Source organism: Citrobacter sp. MGH 55 (genome assembly GCF_016906145.1).
GTDB classification, from domain to species: Bacteria; Pseudomonadota; Gammaproteobacteria; order Enterobacterales; family Enterobacteriaceae; genus Citrobacter_A; species Citrobacter_A amalonaticus.
The window spans coordinates 2,065,394-2,081,536 of record NZ_CP070239.1 but is presented as its reverse complement, the minus strand read 5'-3'; the positions used below and the strand labels follow the sequence as shown (position 1 = coordinate 2,081,536).

The window sequence follows — 16,143 nt, the reverse complement described above, 5'->3', positions numbered from 1 at the left end:
GGCTAAAACCGAAAAAGCCAGTCCACTGGACTGGCTTGACAGCAAAATCATTGTACGCTTTACGCGCTAGGGCCGCTTACGCCCTGTAAACAGGCTGACCAGGAAGAGAATAATCCCGACGACGAAGACGATTTTCGCCGCGCCCGCTGCCGTACCGGCCAGTCCACCAAATCCCAGAGCGGCGGCAATTAACGCGATAACCAGAAATATAATGCCCCAACGAAACATACGCTTCTCCTTTACCATAGTTAATGTCGACCGCTTGATATGAGCGCTCAGGCTGCTCATTCACGCTATTGTTTGTGTAGTGCTAGTGCTCATGACGTCCTCCGACCGGGGCCGGAGGAGAAACCGAAGACTTACTGCGCTTTCAGATCGTTTTTGACGCTTTTTACGCCATCAACGGCTTTCGCGATGCTCTCAGCGCGCTCGATTTGCGCCTGGGAATCCACGGTGCCGGAAAGCTGGACCACACCATCGGTCGTTTCTACTTTCACTTTGCGAGAAGGAACGATGTCATCCGCCAGCAGTTTCGCTTTGATCTCGCTGGTGGTTGCCGTATCGCCGGCATAGCCTTTTACGGAGTCTGATTTGCTGTCGCGCACGTGGAGTTTGTCGCTGACGGAGGTTACGCCTTCAACACCTTTCGCCACGGTCACGGCCGCTTCCGCCTGCGCCTGGCTTTCGACGAAGCCGCTCAGCGTTACGACTTTCTGTTCGGTTTTGACGGAAATATCGGTACTCTTAATGTTTTCATGATCCACCAGTGCCGCTTTCACTTTGGCGGTAATGGCGCTGTCATCCATGAAATTACCGACTTTATTCATAGAGCTATCGACTTTCTGCCCTGCGCTTTCTACACCGGATTGCGCTTTATCCATTGTGGTGTTTTCTGCATACGCAGAACCCGTTGCCACAGCGGAGGTCAACATCACGGCCAGCAGAGTTTTAGAAATCTTCAGTCTTGTCATAGTCATCGATTTTTTCCTGTATGGTTTGCTCATAATTTGAGCTCAGGCAACATAAGGTTGCATTGCTGAATATGGTGAAAAATTCACCCAGCTCAGAAGTCAATGGCGGCGGTCACAATCACGCAACAGAAAAGGTGATGATGATACGCTGACAGGCGCCCCTCTGAGTCAGTTATTAATATCGTGACTACATCAGACATTAGCTTTAACTACTTAGATTCACGAGTTGAACGGTATTTAAAGCCAATGTTTATGTCATCACTTTGTTAAATATAGATCACAATTTTGAAAAAGCGCGGAGGATTGTATAAAAAACAGGCAGTCATAAGCAAAACAGAGGGATTTAAGAACATTCCGCAAGGGGATAATAAGGCTGGAAAAGTCGCAGGGCGCAGCGACAGCCGCGCCCTGAAGGGGTAATTAGTGTTCGCGCGTCTTACGGAACTGAACGTCTGGATAACGCTCTTGCGTCAGGTTGAGGTTCACCATCGTCGGTGCGATGTAGGTCAGGTTATCACCGCCATCCAGTGCCAGTTGAACTTCATTCTTACGCTTAAACTCTTCGAATTTCTTCGCATCAGCACATTCCACCCAGCGTGCCGTCGCCACGTTGACAGATTCATAAATGGCTTCAACGTTGTACTCGCTCTTCAGACGGGCAACAACCACGTCGAACTGCAGTACCCCGACCGCGCCCACAATCAGATCGTTATTGGCGATCGGACGGAACACCTGTACCGCACCTTCTTCGGAAAGCTGTACCAGCCCCTTCAGCAACTGTTTCTGCTTCAGCGGATCTTTCAGGCGAATACGACGGAACAGTTCCGGCGCGAAGTTCGGTATACCGGTGAACTTCATCATTTCACCCTGGGTGAAAGTATCGCCAATCTGGATTGTACCGTGGTTGTGCAGACCGAGGATATCGCCCGGGTAAGCCTCTTCTACATGCGAACGGTCACCGGCCATAAAGGTCAGCGCGTCAGAGATCACCACGTCTTTGCCGATACGGACCTGACGCATCTTCATGCCTTTTTCGTACTTGCCGGAAACAACGCGCATGAATGCCACGCGGTCACGGTGTTTCGGATCCATGTTGGCCTGAATTTTAAAGACAAAGCCAGTGAACTTCTCTTCTTCCGCTTCCACCACGCGCGTATCGGTCTTGCGTGGCATTGGTGCTGGCGCCCACTCCACCAGACCATCCAGCATGTGGTCAACGCCGAAGTTACCCAGTGCGGTACCAAAGAAGACCGGGGTAATTTCGCCCGCCAGGAACAGCTCTTTATCAAACTCGTTAGAGGCGCCCTTCACCAGTTCCAGTTCGTCACGCAACTGCTGTGCCAGATCCTCGCCAACGGCCGCGTCGAGATCCGGGTTATCCAGTCCTTTAACGATGCGCACTTCCTGAATGGTATGGCCTTTACCCGTCTGATACAGATAGGTTTCATCTTTATAGAGGTGGTAAACCCCTTTGAACAGCTTGCCGCAGCCAATCGGCCAGGTGATCGGCGCACAGCCGATTTTCAGCTCGTTCTCAACTTCGTCCAGCAACTCCATCGGGTCACGGATGTCGCGGTCGAGTTTGTTCATAAAAGTCAGGATCGGCGTATCGCGCAGACGGGTGATTTCCATCAGCTTACGGGTACGATCCTCAACACCTTTCGCGGCGTCGATCACCATCAGACAGCAGTCCACTGCCGTCAGGGTACGATAGGTATCTTCGGAGAAGTCTTCGTGCCCCGGGGTGTCCAGCAGGTTAACCAGGCAGTTGTGATACGGAAATTGCATCACGGAGGTGGTAATGGAGATCCCACGCTGCTTTTCCATTTCCATCCAGTCTGATTTCGCATGCTGGCTGGAACCACGGCCTTTTACCGTACCGGCAGTCTGGATCGCCTGTCCGAACAGCAACACCTTCTCAGTGATGGTCGTTTTACCCGCATCCGGGTGAGAAATAATGGCAAAAGTGCGGCGCTTGGCCACCTCCTGCAAATAAGGAGACAACGTCATAGTTCATTCTTCTTGAGTAAACGCGGCATCGCACCGCGCATGTTGAATACGAAAAATTGCGGCTATTTTACCCATCAGCGGGGGGGAGGCAATCAGTGTTTACACAGGAGCAGCTCCAGTTCGTGTAATGACGATACGGTCCAGGTCGGCTCGATGCCTTCGGGCTGCTCGCGATGATGCGCATTCAGCCAGCAGGTAGAAAGCCCGGCGTTGATGCCGCCAAGAATATCGGACGCAGCGGTATCTCCAACCATCAGCACCCGATCACGATCGGGATTGCCCGCCTGCGCCAGGGCGTAATCAAAAATCTTCGGATCCGGCTTCGCCACGCCCACTTCTTCAGAAATGACCAGCAAATCAAAGTAGTCGCGTAGTCCCGTGCGCTCCAGGCGGATCTGCTGTAAGGAGGTGAAACCGTTGGTAATAATGCCAATTTTGGCTTTGCCGCGTATCGCATTGAGCAGCGAAACGGCCCCTGGCAGCGGCGCGCAAATTTCGGCCATCGCGTTCATAAAGGCATCGTTAAGCGAGCCCGGTTCAACCTTTAACCGTTCTGCCCAGCTCTGGAAGCGAGCATGCTGAAGCTGTAATGAGGTGATCGCGCCGTTCTGATAATCCACCCATAGCGGTTTATTCACGGCCTGGTAGTCCTGAAAATCCTCAGCGGTAAAGGTGATGCTGTAGTCGAGAAACATCCGCTGTAAGCCAGTAAACGAGTCAAACGTGAACAGCGTTTCGTCGGCATCAAAGAAAATCCAGTCCCACTTCATCATTACACCTTCTTTTACATACTGATTGGCAGTGCCATTATGATGGCGTCCTCACGACCGTCAGCGGTCGGATAATAATTGCGGCGAATCGTTGCCTCGTTAAAACCTAAGCTTTCGTACAATGCGATGGCGGCAACGTTGGAGGAGCGAACCTCCAGCCACAGCGTCAGGACGCCGCGTTTTTCTAACTCATCAATGAGATGTTCCAGCAGCGCTTTCCCTATTCCCCGGCGCTGAAAGTCGGGATCAACGGCAATGTTGAACAGCGTAGCTTCATCCAGCACTACCTGCGTAATGGCAAACGCCGCCATTCTCCCCTCTACCGTCAATTGATAGTTGAGATAACGTTCCCCCTGATTACTGGCAAACGTGTGCTCACTCCAGGGAAACGCATGGGCGCGCTTTTCAATCTGAAACGCGGCGGGTAAATCACTCTGACTGAGGGAAGAAATCGTGTTCATGTGTGCAGATTTGTTGCCATAGTGCGGCGCGTGCCGTGGGGTTTGCCCGCAATTCATCAAATGCCGGCGTTGCAACCTGCGCACCTTCCAGCGACAACGGCGCATCTGTACCCAGTCGCCAGCTGTTGCAGCGGCTGCCCTGCGGCAGCATCGCGACGCGTTCGGGCGTCACCTGCAATACCTGATCGGGGCTCAGCGTTAAGGCTCGCAGAATGTCACTGACCAGAGGTTCTGTCAGCGGCGGCAGTGTTTCACCGACCATCACCAGACGGACGTGCGCAGGAATGGAAATCGCGATCTCTCCCTGCAACGCGCCGGGGCGACGCAGCGACCACTGGGTAATGCCCAGTTGCTGTAACTGCCAGTCTCGTCGGGTTGTCATAGCGAATCGCTCCTGTATTCAGGGGCGCAAATATAGCAAATTAGTCGAATAGACGCCATCAAACGTCTATAATCGCCCGCTGTATGAATTAAGGAGTTTTCCATGTCTGCTTTTACCCCGGCAAGTGAAGTCTTGCTGCGCCACAGTGATGATTTCGAACAAAGCCGTATTCTGTTTGCCGGAGACTTGCAGGATGACCTGCCCGCGCGCTTTGAAAGCGCAGACCGCCGCGTGCATACCCAACAGTTCCACCACTGGCAGGTGCTGAGCCGCCAGATGGGCGACAACGCACGCTTCAGCCTTGTCGCACAAGCGCAAGACGTTGCCGACTGCGACACCTTTATCTATTACTGGCCGAAAAACAAGCCGGAAGCCCAGTTCCAGTTGATGAATATTCTGTCGCTGCTTCCTGTAGGAACCGACATTTTCGTAGTCGGTGAAAACCGCAGTGGCGTACGTAGCGCCGAGCAAATGCTGGCGGAATATGCCCCGCTGAACAAAATTGACAGCGCGCGTCGTTGCGGCCTGTATCATGGTCGTCTGGAAACGCAGCCGACATTTGATGCCGATAAATTCTGGGGCGAGTACCACGTTGATGGGCTGACGATCAAAACCTTGCCAGGCGTCTTCAGCCGCGATGGTCTGGATGTCGGCAGCCAGTTACTGCTCTCCACGCTGACACCGCACACCAAAGGTAAAGTGCTGGACGTCGGCTGTGGCGCAGGCGTGCTTTCTGTCGCGCTGGCCAGTCACTCACCGAAAGTGCGTTTAACGCTCTGTGACGTCGCCGCGCCGGCGGTGGAAGCCAGTCGCGCCACCCTGACGGCGAATGGCATTGAGGGCGAAGTCTTTGCCAGCAACGTCTTCTCTGAAGTGACGGGGCGCTTTGATATGATCATCTCTAACCCACCGTTCCATGACGGCATGCAAACCAGCCTTGATGCCGCACAATCTCTGATTCGCGGTGCCGTACGTCATCTGAACAGTGGTGGCGAACTGCGCATAGTTGCTAACGCCTTCCTGCCGTATCCGCAGGTACTGGATGAGACCTTTGGCTTCCACGAAGTCATCGCCCAGACCGGACGCTTCAAAGTGTATCGTACGGTCATGACCCGCCAGGCGAAAAAAGCCTAGTCGCGATAACGGCCATGCAAATGGCCGTTGAGAGGAATGACAAACCTCATCCCGATACCGGACAAGCAGAGATCACCTYATTAAAAACMAGGAAAATCAACTCATTGATTTTCGTCTGATAACCACAAAGAAGGAAAAACCACGTTTTTWCCTTCTTTGTCAGYAGCCTGAACGGCCATGCGAATGGCCGTTTTTGCAGCAATCACCGCTATCCTACGTAATTAACTATTGACGAAAAACTGAAAACCACTAGAATGCGCCTCCGTGGTAGCGATTCTTTTTAAGAATCGATGGTATGCGAAGGTGGCGGAATTGGTAGACGCGCTAGCTTCAGGTGTTAGTGTCCTTACGGACGTGGGGGTTCAAGTCCCCCCCCTCGCACCATAAACCACGTTGATATTGCTCGCACTGGGCGAAGGTGGCGGAATTGGTAGACGCGCTAGCTTCAGGTGTTAGTGTTCTTACGGACGTGGGGGTTCAAGTCCCCCCCCTCGCACCAACGAGGCGATATCAAAAAGTAAGATGACTGTGCGAAGGTGGCGGAATTGGTAGACGCGCTAGCTTCAGGTGTTAGTGTCCTTACGGACGTGGGGGTTCAAGTCCCCCCCCTCGCACCAATTATCTTACCTTCCTCTCCAGAACATTCGTGATTATTCATCCCTGATTCCAGTTCATCATCACCAGCATCATTCCGCCGATCAACACAACGCATGATGGTAACAATACAAAGTGCCGCAAATGTTTGTGATAAAGCATAGCCGGTGTCAGCAGTAACCCGAATACAATAATGGTCTTCCATGCCCCGAGAGAAAGATCGGCAAACGCCAGCCCGGCAATCACGATCCCCGGCAGCAAGACTCCCCATCCACTGCCCAGCGCCCGTTGCAACATGGTTTCACCTCTCATACCGATAATGATAACCAATATCATATGATAAATTTTCTCATTTGTCAGTAATCCATAGACCACTTACATGAGCTTTACTTAAGTAATGATGACACGAATTATTTAAGGTGATAAATTGCACAGCGGTAAACATAGAGACACAATAATCTGAACTTAAGCGAGCATCTTCTCGCCCATTATTTGTGTGACCTGAACAGTGTAATTGTTAGATAAATAATGACGTTAAGATATGACTGCACAATCCTGGCAAACTCTGCGCACGAAAAAATACCAACTCTCTCTGCGACTCTTTTTGTTTCTCAACGCTGTTTCCGCGTTGTTTGCCGTAGCCTTTCCGATCTTTCCCAGTAAAACCATCTCCACACCAGGATCTCTCATCCTTGTGCTGAGCACTGCGTTACTGACATGGCATGTAAAGTATGCGAAGAAGCGGATTAATCTCCATGCTATCTCGCTACTCTTTGGTGGGTTATGGGCAGCGCACATTACGCTGAAATACCTGGCTCAGCAGAATCCTGACTATTCTTTTTTACTGGTTGCACTGCTGACGGTGTTATTTATTGGCTCAATTGCTTTTGCCAATAATATCATCGCTTTCACCCTTCATTCGCTGCCATCCTTATTCGTCTGTTTATGGCTAAACGGCCACGAACATGGCCTGCAGTTACTCTTTTTTATGGCCCTGCCCATGGCCGGTATCGCGATTCAGCATGTGATTCAAAAGCGCTATGACGACTTCGCCCAGCAACTGATGTTCAAACTGCTCGCCGAAAAAGAGACACTGACTGACCTGAGCATGCTTGACCCATTAACGGGCCTGTACAATCGGCGGGGACTCCAGCATAAGCTGAAAGCCGTGCTGGAACTCGACACGCATGAACATTACGTTTTACTGATCGACATCGACCATTTCAAAGCCTACAACGATCACTATGGGCATATGATGGGCGATCAGGCGCTGATCCGCGTTTCTGCTGCGATCCGCAACGCTGTGCGTTCACGTGATGTCGTCGCCCGGTTTGGGGGAGAAGAGTTTATGGTGTTACTGACGGCGATCGACCCACAAACCGCCCGCACGGTAGCGGAACGCATCCGACAGAATGTTTACGATCTCAAAATTCCCCATATGTTCAATGAGAGCGTCGCAACTCACGTCACGATCAGTATCGGTATTGCGCCTCTGGTGGGGAGCGATGTCGAAGGAGCCATTCTTCATGCCGATCAGGCGCTCTATAAAGCTAAGGATTTGGGTCGTAACCATATTTTAGTCAGTGACGATCCGGGTATCGCCTGACGAACGATGGCGCATTCGTGCGCCGTTAAACGTCAGCTGACAAAGATCTTGCTATCGGTTATCGCTATCGTTAGGATTGGCAATCATTATCATTTAGATTACTATCCAGACTATGGCCTATCGTTCCGCACCGATCATTGACGATGTCATCTGGCGAACGCATCTCCAGCCACAGATGCCCTCGCTGGCCGAAGCCGTACGCGCAACCATAGCCCAGACGCGTGAGCATCTGCTGGATTTTATCCGTCTGGATGAACCCGCACCACAAAGTGCGATGACGCTGGCACAATGGTGTCGCCCCAGCGAGCTTCAGTCTCTGCTGGCAATTTACTCCGATCATATTTATCGCAACCATCCCACGCAGTCGCGCGAAAATAAGCCGCTAATCTCGCTGTGGGCGCAGTGGTACATCGGTCTGATGGTACCTCCCCTCATGCTAGCCCTGCTCACGCAGGAAACAGCCATTGATGTCTCGCCCGAACATATCCACGTTGAGTTTCACGAAACCGGGCGTGCTGCGTGCTTCTGGATCGACGTACATCAGGATCAACTGGCGACAACGCAATCCCCGCAGGCACGCATGGAAACGCTGGTTAAGCAGGCGCTGACGCCGGTCATCCAGGCACTAGAGGCGACCGGAGAGATCAACGGCAAACTTATCTGGAGCAATACCGGCTATCTGATTAACTGGTATCTCACTGAAATGAAACCGCTGCTGGGTGAAACATTGTTGAATACGCTGCGCCAGACCTGCTTCTTTGAAAAGCAGTTGTCCTGTGGGGCTGACAACCCGCTCTGGCGTACGGTCGTCCCTCGTGAAGGCGTCTTGGTACGCAGAACATGCTGTCAGCGTTATCGTCTGCCGGACGTTCAGCAGTGTGGTGACTGTACGCTGAAGTAGTCAGGGAGCGTTCGCCCCCTGATGATAACTACGCAATCTGCTCGTTTTCCGCGTCTGAACGTTGTGCCTCTTCCGCCTCTTGTTCCAGCAGTTGCTTCTCGTACACTTTAAAGAACGGGAAGTAGATGACGGCTGAAACGATTGCCAGAAGCACCACCAGAATTGCAGCACGATAATCCCAGCCTAATGCCCACGCGGCTCCGACTGGCGCTGGCGCAGTCCATGGCACAACCGAAATTACACGACCAATCAGATCCAGTTTCATCGCCGCCCATGCCAGCACGGCGTTCACCATCGGCGCTAACAGGAAAGGAATAAAGAATACCGGATTCATAACAATTGGCGTACCGAAAATCACCGGCTCGTTAATGTTAAAGATACTGGGTACTACGCTCAGTCGGCCAATTGAGCGCAGATGTACGGAACGACTGCGCAGATAGCAAATCACCAGCCCCATCGTCGCACCCGACCCGCCAATCACGATGAAGAACGTCCAGAACGCCTCCATGAAAATATGCGGTAACGGTGCCCCCTGCGCCAGCGCTGTCTGGTTCATACCCAGGTTGGTCAGCCAGAACATTTGCAGCATCCCGGAGACGATCGCCGCACCATGAATACCGGCAAACCACAACAGATGGCCAATCAGTACCGCCAGTAAAATCGCTGGCAGAGAATCGGCAGCGGATACCAGCGGTTTGAAGATGGACATAATGGCTTGTGGGATGAGCATGTCGAACTGTGCCTGAATCAGCAGGCTGAGTGGGTATAATGTCAACACCACCACCAGCACCGGTATCAGCAGATCGAATGAGTTTTTGATCATCGGCGGGACCTGATCGGGTAAACGAATGCCGATGTTATGCGCTTTCAGAAAGCGCATCATTTCTACGCAGTAAAGCGCCACCAGAATCGCCGTAAAAATCCCCGTTCCGCCGAGGCTGTCCACAGGCAGAGTGCCTTTTGTTTTAGGCGCGGCGACCAGTAAGAACGCCATGATAGAGAGCATGGCGCACATGAACGGGTCCAACTGATATGACTTGACGTAATGTTTGCCCAGGTTATAGGCAATGGCAGCACAGATGTAGATCGACATGATCCCCATGGTCATATCAAAGGGGGTCAGGATCTGCCCTTCAAACTGCTTAGCCAGATCCAGCCAGGTCCGGGCAAAGCCCCAGGTGGTATCGGGTGAAAACGGAGGATAGGCAAATACCAACAGAAACGATCCGACAATCATAAATGGCATCGCAGAGATAAAGCCGTCACGGATAGCCATAACATGACGCTGTGAAGAAATGCGCCCGGCAATCGGGCTGACATAGTTTTCAACAAACCGGAAAATCACATTAAAGACTGCATGGTTGGTAGATTTCATAAGTGGCTCTTTTTATGTGATACAGAGGAAGTGACAGCTCCAGTATTAATCGCTCTTTCGAGGACTGCAACCGGTTACGGTAACCGGTTTCCGTGAATGTGAAGAGGATCGAAAAATCGCCCATGTTGCTGGTTTGTTACATTAAAATATTTACAGTACTGGAAGACTTATGCCAAATTACGCCAGCAGTTTTCTGAAGCGTTGAGGACTGTAGAAATGGTGTCAGGAGAATCAAATGAGTCTGCAATCGGTACGGCAATTTTTAGCCGAACATGCCCCGGATATTGAAATCATTGAATTTAATCAAAGCACCGCGACGGTTGAGCTGGCGGCAAAAGCGCATAACGTACAGCCCGGACAGATAGCGAAGACCCTTTCGTTGAAGGTGAAGGACGCCATCATCCTGGTCGTCGCCAAAGGTGATGCAAGACTGGACAATAAAAAACTCAAAAGCACTTTCGGTGCCAAAGCCCGTATGCTGAGCAGTGATGAAGTCGTCAACGCGACGGGACATCCCGTTGGCGGGGTTTGTCCTTTCGGGCTGGAAACCCCGTTGCCTGTTTATTGTGACGTCTCTTTACGATCGTTCACCGAAGTCCTTCCGGCCGCCGGTGCCACTCATAGCGCAGTGCGTATTACGCCAGAGCGCATGGCTGAGCTGACTTCCGCCACCTGGGTTGATGTGTGCCAGTAAACATCAACCCTTTGCTTTCGCGGCGATTAAAGCAGAATATCCGCCGCATGCAGTAAACTGGCGTCAGAATTGACGCCCAGTTTCGACATCACATTAAACTTGTGCGCCCGGATGGTTTTAATATTTCGCGCCAGTTCTGTCGCGATTTGCGGCATTGAATAACCGCAGGACATGAAGCGCAAAATCTCACGCTCTGTCGGGCTCAGCATACGACTCTGATTGAGATACCAGAGATTGCTGTTACTTTCGCTGATCCGCCGCGTACCGCCTAGCGCAGTAAATAACGCCTCCTGCAGCGCGGGGAGCGAAGCGGCTTTGCTCAGTACGCCATCCAACGGTAAGGGCGACAGTGCGCTGATTAAACGCGCTTCAACATCATCATCCGCGATCACCAAGCGACGCATGCCGGGATAATTTTCAGCCAGTTCGATCAGACTCATCAACCCCACCCGCCTGTCTTTTCTGATCGAGGAGAGAGAGAAAATAATGGCAGAAAAAGCAGTCGTACCCATCGCCTGTTGAAAATCATCCAGCGTCAAATAGAGGTGTAATTTATATTGGCTATCAAACGTTGCGTTAAATAAACTCTGAATACCAATACCACTCATAACACATTTTTCTATGAGTGCGACATTTCGCGTACAGTTTCTATTTTCCATTCTGCTGTCTCTCCATATACTGAAGGTAAATTCAGCTCCCTGGCTCCCTGAGAACTGTTAATCCATGCGTACATTTCCGCATTGCTGTGTATTGATAATCGGCGCATCGCGCTATTTTTTTGGGCGCTGATGGTTTTGTTACTTTTTTTAAGTAATGCCGCAATCTGATTAATCCCCCAACCTTTCCCCAGCAGGCGCAGTACTTTTCGCTCTGATAGCGTTAAAAGAATGGCGTGAGAACCAAATTCCAGAGGTTCTAATTCTGGGGGTGACAACAGCATTTTGCTGATTCGGTCAGGGCTGCTGTGTCCCGAGCGGATAGTACTTACCAGACTCTCAATCGGTTCGACATCAGACAGCAGCGTACTGGAGGGGCGCATCAACAATTCGACCGCCTGCGCGTAATACGCGCGCGACACCATGAAAACCCAGTGGATATCACGGTATTGAGAAAGAAGTGTGTAGAATCGCTCGCAGACAGCGCGCGGGTGATGGCAGTCACCGGTTAAATCCACGATCACCAATTCCGTCCGACGCAGTTGTAGTGGCGTGAGTTCTTCTACGACACTACAGATGGTGAGTTCATACTCCGGGAAATGCAGTTGCATAACCCCGTGGAGTCCCGCTTGTATCACGGGAACTTTACTGATGACAATTCCGTTTTTGCAGCATCCTGGCAACATATATCCTCCATATTCATATGCTTTTATCTTTCTGTTATTAATGAATCGCATTTGAATTAACACATACAATTATGCAATACAAAAAACAAAACAATAGACAATATGAATTGTTTATCCCTGGTGTTTTAACGTTAATTCCGTAAAATGCGGTTATACAACTATCACGGGGTATAATACAAGTCGATATTGTCGATAGATACGTCGCATTCCAGAACAGGATATTAAACATTCTTATTTTATATATGAATTTTTTATTTATCCAAATTTGGACAAGCTATTTATTCTTAATATATTCCCGGTATGCCTTCGGAGACAACGCGGCGTGTTTTTTAAAGAAGCGGGAAAAATAGGTAACATCGCTGAATCCCAGATAGTCGGAGATCTGGCTTACCGTCATGCTGGTATATTGCAGGCTACGTTTGGCTTCGAGCATCAACCGCTGATGCAAAACGCTTAATGCACTGCAATGATGAAATTCACGGCATAACTGATTCAGGTAATTTGCGGAAAGCCCGATTCGATGCGCGTATTCTGCAAGGGGAAGATGTTCGCGATAGTGGCTCTCAATCTGCCGGGCAAAAAGGCGTATTGCGCTACGCCGGCGCGCCAGGGTGTCATTCGGTGGCTGAACCGGCAGACGCTGCCGACGAAGCCAGACCAGCAGCGCGCTCAGCAATGAAAACAGCATCATTTCCCGCGCCTCGTTATCCGTCTGATACTCCCTCTGCAAGGCGGAAAACAACGTGCGGATGTGGCTGCGAGACTGAGCCACCGGCACGCACTGAGGGGTAGTGAGCAATGACAACGGCTGTGGGAACTGAGACTCCAGGCGGCCAATCAGCGGTAACGCCAGAGAAAGAACGTAACCTTGCGTCCCGGGGGAAAAGCGAAAACCGTGGACACAAAGCGCAGGGACGACCTGAATACAGGCATCACGCATCACCGTCGTCTGCCCCTCGATTTCAATCGTTGCCTCCCCCCGATGCAAGTAGAGCAACTGGACGATCTCCGCATGCTGATGCACCCGAATATGCCACTCATATAAACTGCTGCGCTGATGAATTGATTCGCAGTGCAGCAGGTCGGGAGTGGGCCATCCCTGGTGTTCACCATACAATTTAAAAACAGGGACAATGTCAGCCGGTGGCATCATTTTTCCTCATTACTCACCAATCTTTTCGTAAGGCAGTCCGACATAGTTCTCCGCGATCGTCGTCAGTCCCGCTTGCGAGCCCAGATAGTACTGACGGTCCGCCTCCTGCATCTTGCGATCAAAATCGCTCTTTCCCTGAAAATCATGCAGCAGATGGGTCATAAACCAGCTGAAACGCTCCCCCTTCCATACCCGGTTCAGGGCCAGTCGGGAATAGGTCGCCAGCAGGTCGTTACGCCCGTGCTGATAGTACTGCGTCAAAATACGCCATAAATAATTCACATCGGACGCGGCCAGATTCAGTCCCTTTGCACCGGTCGGCGGCACGATATGCGCCGCATCACCAACCAGAAAGAGCTTGCCATATTGCATCGGTTCCACCACGTAGCTACGTAATGGTGCGATACTCTTTTCAAGTGAGTGACCAGTCACTAACTTCATGGCCAGTTCATCAGGCAGACGCCGTTTCAGCTCGCCCCAGAAACGTTCATCGCTCCAGGAGTCCACCTGTTCGCTGAGCGGGACCTGCAAATAGTAGCGACTTCTGGTTAGTGAGCGCTGACTACAAAGTACAAATCCACGCTCATGATGCGCATAAATCAACTCCGGATTGACTGGCGGCGTATCGGCCAGCAGCCCCAGCCAGCCAAACGGCCAGATGCTTTCGTATTCGCGAATGACATCACGCGGAATACTTTGTCGGGAAACGCCGTGGAATCCATCACACCCGGCAATGAAGTCGCACTCAATGCGGCACTTCTCCCCTTCTTTCTCAAACGTGACAAAAGGACGGTCACTTTTAGCATCGTGAATGTCTACCTGCTGAACGCCATAAATCGTAGGCGCACCACAGTCGCTACGCGCTTGCATCAGGTCCCGTGTGACTTCCGTTTGTCCGTAGACCATCACGCTTTTGCCGCCGGTCAATTCACTCAGCGCGACGGGAATGCGTTTGCCATCAAAAATAAACTCAACGCCATGATGTACGAGACCTTCGCTGTCCATGCGCTGCGCCACACCAGCTTCCCGCAAAAGCGAAACCGTCCCACTCTCGAGGATCCCCGCCCGGATGCGCCCCAGCACATACTCCGGCGTCTGACGTTCAATGATGAGTGTGCGGATCCCCACCTTATGCAGTAATTGTCCCAGTAGCAGGCCGGAAGGTCCTGCCCCAATAATCGCGACCTGAGTTTTCATCACATTCCTCGTCTGCATCGTTGATTATTTGTTTAATCAATGTTGAATAAAAGTTTCAAATTGCATTTTTGATAAGCAGACACAGAAAAAGAAGGGCTAAATGCGGTTAAAAATTGCACTTTTCACCGATTTAGCAAAACTGTGGCGCAGTTCAAATTCCGGCCACCGTAGAGCGGGTTCTTTTTTCAACAGAAAGATTGATCTCAGCCGGAGCCAAAAAACGCGCACTTCGTGATACAAAGATGTCTTTCGTCATTCGACAGTACGTAACGCGTCTTTTCAGCCAGGGCGAGTCATGCAAGAAGAGCAGTCATTACAGCGAACGGTTACACGGTTATGCATTCAGTGTGGGCTTTTTTTACTGCAACACGGCGCGGAGAGCGCGTTGGTTGATGAACTCTCTACCCGACTTGGGCTGGCATTGGGGATGGACAGCGTCGAAAGCGCTATCTCCTCCAATGCTATCGTTCTGACCACTATTAAAGATGGGCAATGCCTGACCTCCACGCGAAAAAACCAGGATCGCGGCATTAATATGCATGTGGTCACTGAGGTTCAGCACATCGTCATTCTCGCCGAACATAAGCTGCTGGATTACAAAGGCGTCGAGAAACGTTTCAGCCAGGTCAGGCCCCTGCGCTATCCGCGCTGGCTGGTCGCGTTGATGGTCGGCCTCTCCTGCGCCTGCTTCTGTAAGCTGAATAACGGCGGTTGGGACGGCGCGGTGATTACCTTTTTTGCCAGCATGGTGGCGATGTATATTCGTCAAATCCTGGCGCATCGTCATTTGCATCCACAGATCAACTTTTGCGTCACGGCTTTTGTCGCGACCACCATTTCCGGCCTGATGTTACACCTTCCCGCCTTTAGCCAGACGCCCACGGTGGCGATGGCCGCCAGCGTCCTGCTGCTGGTTCCCGGTTTTCCGCTGATCAACGCGGTGGCGGATATGTTTAAAGGACACATCAATACCGGTCTGGCGCGCTGGGCGATCGCCAGCTTGCTGACGCTCGCAACCTGCGTGGGCGTGGTCATGGCGCTGACACTTTGGGGGCTTCGCGGATGGGTATAATCGATTTCATTCTCGCGCTGATGCAGGACATGCTGCTTTCCGCGATCCCGGCACTGGGGTTTGCGATGGTCTTTAACGTCCCCCACCGCGCCCTGCCCTGGTGCGCGCTGCTCGGTGCGCTCGGTCACGGTTCGCGTATGGTGATGATGACCGCCGGGTTTAATATTGAATGGTCAACGTTTGTTGCCTCGCTGCTTGTCGGCAGCATCGGCATCCAATGGTCGCGCTGGTATCTGGCGCATCCCAAAGTGTTTACCGTTGCGGCGGTGATCCCGATGTTCCCCGGAATTTCAGCCTACACGGCAATGATCTCTGCGGTGAAAATCGGCCACTTCGGCTACAGCGAACCGTTGATGATTACGCTGCTGACCAATTTCCTGAAAGCCTCGTCGATTGTGGGCGCGCTTTCGATCGGACTCTCCGTGCCCGGCCTGTGGCTCTACCGAAAACGCCCACGCGTTTAATCGCCGCGGCAGGCGCA

18 protein-coding genes and 3 tRNA genes are annotated in these 16,143 nt (G+C 51.7%); 9 read left to right on the top strand and 12 right to left on the bottom strand.

Annotation, left to right across the window (positions count from 1 at the left end; genetic code table 11):
- Positions 1–66: 66 nt before the first annotated feature.
- The 6 genes from JTI98_RS08345 to holD all read right to left on the bottom strand — a co-directional run bounded on the left by JTI98_RS08345 (position 67) and on the right by holD (position 4,594).
- Positions 67–228, bottom strand: a complete 162-nt coding sequence (locus JTI98_RS08345) for a DUF1328 domain-containing protein (protein WP_003019081.1) — start codon at positions 226–228, stop codon at positions 67–69.
- Between the two features lie 131 nt (positions 229–359).
- Positions 360–977: a molecular chaperone OsmY gene (gene osmY, locus JTI98_RS08340; RefSeq protein ID WP_042999335.1), complete on the bottom strand. Its 618-nt coding sequence runs from the start codon at positions 975–977 to the stop codon at positions 360–362.
- Between the two features lie 414 nt (positions 978–1,391).
- The gene (gene prfC, locus JTI98_RS08335) at positions 1,392–2,981 is read right to left on the bottom strand and encodes a peptide chain release factor 3 (RefSeq protein ID WP_216082118.1); all 1,590 of its coding nucleotides are present in this window, start codon (positions 2,979–2,981) and stop codon (positions 1,392–1,394) included.
- Between the two features lie 92 nt (positions 2,982–3,073).
- Positions 3,074–3,751 (bottom strand): pyrimidine 5'-nucleotidase, encoded by a 678-nt coding sequence (gene yjjG / locus JTI98_RS08330; RefSeq protein WP_044264694.1) that lies wholly within the window; start codon positions 3,749–3,751, stop codon positions 3,074–3,076.
- A 14-nt stretch (positions 3,752–3,765) separates the two neighbouring features.
- Positions 3,766–4,212 carry a ribosomal protein S18-alanine N-acetyltransferase gene (rimI, locus tag JTI98_RS08325; protein ID WP_044327054.1) on the bottom strand — a complete coding sequence of 149 codons (447 nt, stop codon included), beginning with the start codon at positions 4,210–4,212 and terminating at the stop codon, positions 3,766–3,768.
- Entirely contained in the window at positions 4,181–4,594 is a 414-nt protein-coding gene (holD, locus tag JTI98_RS08320; RefSeq protein ID WP_044327053.1) for a DNA polymerase III subunit psi, read from the bottom strand. Before holD ends, rimI begins: the two co-directional genes overlap by 32 nt.
- 102 nt (positions 4,595–4,696) lie before the next feature.
- Here holD and rsmC point away from each other — a divergent pair, with 102 nt between their 5' ends.
- The 4 genes from rsmC (at position 4,697) to JTI98_RS08300 (ending at position 6,345) form a co-directional block, all read left to right on the top strand.
- Positions 4,697–5,728 (top strand): 16S rRNA (guanine(1207)-N(2))-methyltransferase RsmC, encoded by a 1,032-nt coding sequence (gene rsmC, locus JTI98_RS08315; RefSeq protein ID WP_058587109.1) that lies wholly within the window; start codon positions 4,697–4,699, stop codon positions 5,726–5,728.
- A gap of 297 nt (positions 5,729–6,025) precedes the next feature.
- A tRNA-Leu gene (locus JTI98_RS08310) sits at positions 6,026–6,112 on the top strand.
- Positions 6,113–6,140: 28 nt separating this feature from the next.
- Positions 6,141–6,227 (top strand) — tRNA-Leu (locus JTI98_RS08305).
- A 31-nt stretch (positions 6,228–6,258) separates the two neighbouring features.
- Positions 6,259–6,345: transfer RNA gene (locus tag JTI98_RS08300), tRNA-Leu, on the top strand.
- Between the two features lie 37 nt (positions 6,346–6,382).
- Here the strand turns inward: JTI98_RS08300 and JTI98_RS08295 are convergent.
- Positions 6,383–6,619, bottom strand: coding sequence for a DUF1435 domain-containing protein (locus tag JTI98_RS08295; protein ID WP_080343205.1), 237 nt, complete (start codon positions 6,617–6,619; stop codon positions 6,383–6,385).
- 244 nt (positions 6,620–6,863) lie between these two features.
- Between JTI98_RS08295 and JTI98_RS08290 the strand changes: the two genes are divergently transcribed.
- Together JTI98_RS08290 and fhuF are read left to right on the top strand one after the other, a co-directional pair.
- Positions 6,864–7,928 (top strand): GGDEF domain-containing protein, encoded by a 1,065-nt coding sequence (locus tag JTI98_RS08290; RefSeq protein ID WP_042999330.1) that lies wholly within the window; start codon positions 6,864–6,866, stop codon positions 7,926–7,928.
- Between the two features lie 112 nt (positions 7,929–8,040).
- Positions 8,041–8,829: a siderophore-iron reductase FhuF gene (gene fhuF, locus JTI98_RS08285; RefSeq protein WP_042999329.1), complete on the top strand. Its 789-nt coding sequence runs from the start codon at positions 8,041–8,043 to the stop codon at positions 8,827–8,829.
- Positions 8,830–8,857: 28 nt separating this feature from the next.
- Here the strand turns inward: fhuF and JTI98_RS08280 are convergent, their stop codons facing one another.
- Positions 8,858–10,204: a PTS sugar transporter subunit IIC gene (locus JTI98_RS08280; RefSeq protein WP_042999328.1), complete on the bottom strand. Its 1,347-nt coding sequence runs from the start codon at positions 10,202–10,204 to the stop codon at positions 8,858–8,860.
- A 235-nt stretch (positions 10,205–10,439) separates the two neighbouring features.
- On the opposite strand from JTI98_RS08280, the gene JTI98_RS08275 reads away from it, so the two are divergent.
- A complete protein-coding gene (locus JTI98_RS08275) occupies positions 10,440–10,898 on the top strand; it encodes a YbaK/EbsC family protein (protein WP_216082117.1) in 459 nt (152 codons plus the stop codon).
- A 26-nt stretch (positions 10,899–10,924) separates the two neighbouring features.
- Here JTI98_RS08275 and bglJ read toward each other — a convergent pair whose 3' ends face one another.
- The 4 genes from bglJ to pobA all read right to left on the bottom strand — a co-directional run bounded on the left by bglJ (position 10,925) and on the right by pobA (position 14,590).
- Positions 10,925–11,557 carry a DNA-binding transcriptional activator BglJ gene (bglJ, locus tag JTI98_RS08270; protein ID WP_044253909.1) on the bottom strand — a complete coding sequence of 211 codons (633 nt, stop codon included), beginning with the start codon at positions 11,555–11,557 and terminating at the stop codon, positions 10,925–10,927.
- Entirely contained in the window at positions 11,518–12,240 is a 723-nt protein-coding gene (locus JTI98_RS08265) for a LuxR C-terminal-related transcriptional regulator (RefSeq protein ID WP_156595779.1), read from the bottom strand. Before JTI98_RS08265 ends, bglJ begins: the two co-directional genes overlap by 40 nt.
- 274 nt (positions 12,241–12,514) lie before the next feature.
- Positions 12,515–13,390 (bottom strand): helix-turn-helix domain-containing protein, encoded by an 876-nt coding sequence (locus JTI98_RS08260; RefSeq protein ID WP_042999324.1) that lies wholly within the window; start codon positions 13,388–13,390, stop codon positions 12,515–12,517.
- 12 nt (positions 13,391–13,402) lie between these two features.
- Positions 13,403–14,590, bottom strand: coding sequence for a 4-hydroxybenzoate 3-monooxygenase (gene pobA / locus JTI98_RS08255; protein WP_042999323.1), 1,188 nt, complete (start codon positions 14,588–14,590; stop codon positions 13,403–13,405).
- Between the two features lie 295 nt (positions 14,591–14,885).
- Here pobA and JTI98_RS08250 point away from each other — a divergent pair, with 295 nt between their 5' ends.
- Positions 14,886–15,662: a threonine/serine exporter ThrE family protein gene (locus JTI98_RS08250; RefSeq protein ID WP_042999322.1), complete on the top strand. Its 777-nt coding sequence runs from the start codon at positions 14,886–14,888 to the stop codon at positions 15,660–15,662.
- Positions 15,653–16,126, top strand: coding sequence for a threonine/serine exporter (locus tag JTI98_RS08245; RefSeq protein ID WP_042999321.1), 474 nt, complete (start codon positions 15,653–15,655; stop codon positions 16,124–16,126). Before JTI98_RS08250 ends, JTI98_RS08245 begins: the two co-directional genes overlap by 10 nt.
- The last annotated feature ends 17 nt before the right edge of the window (positions 16,127–16,143 follow it).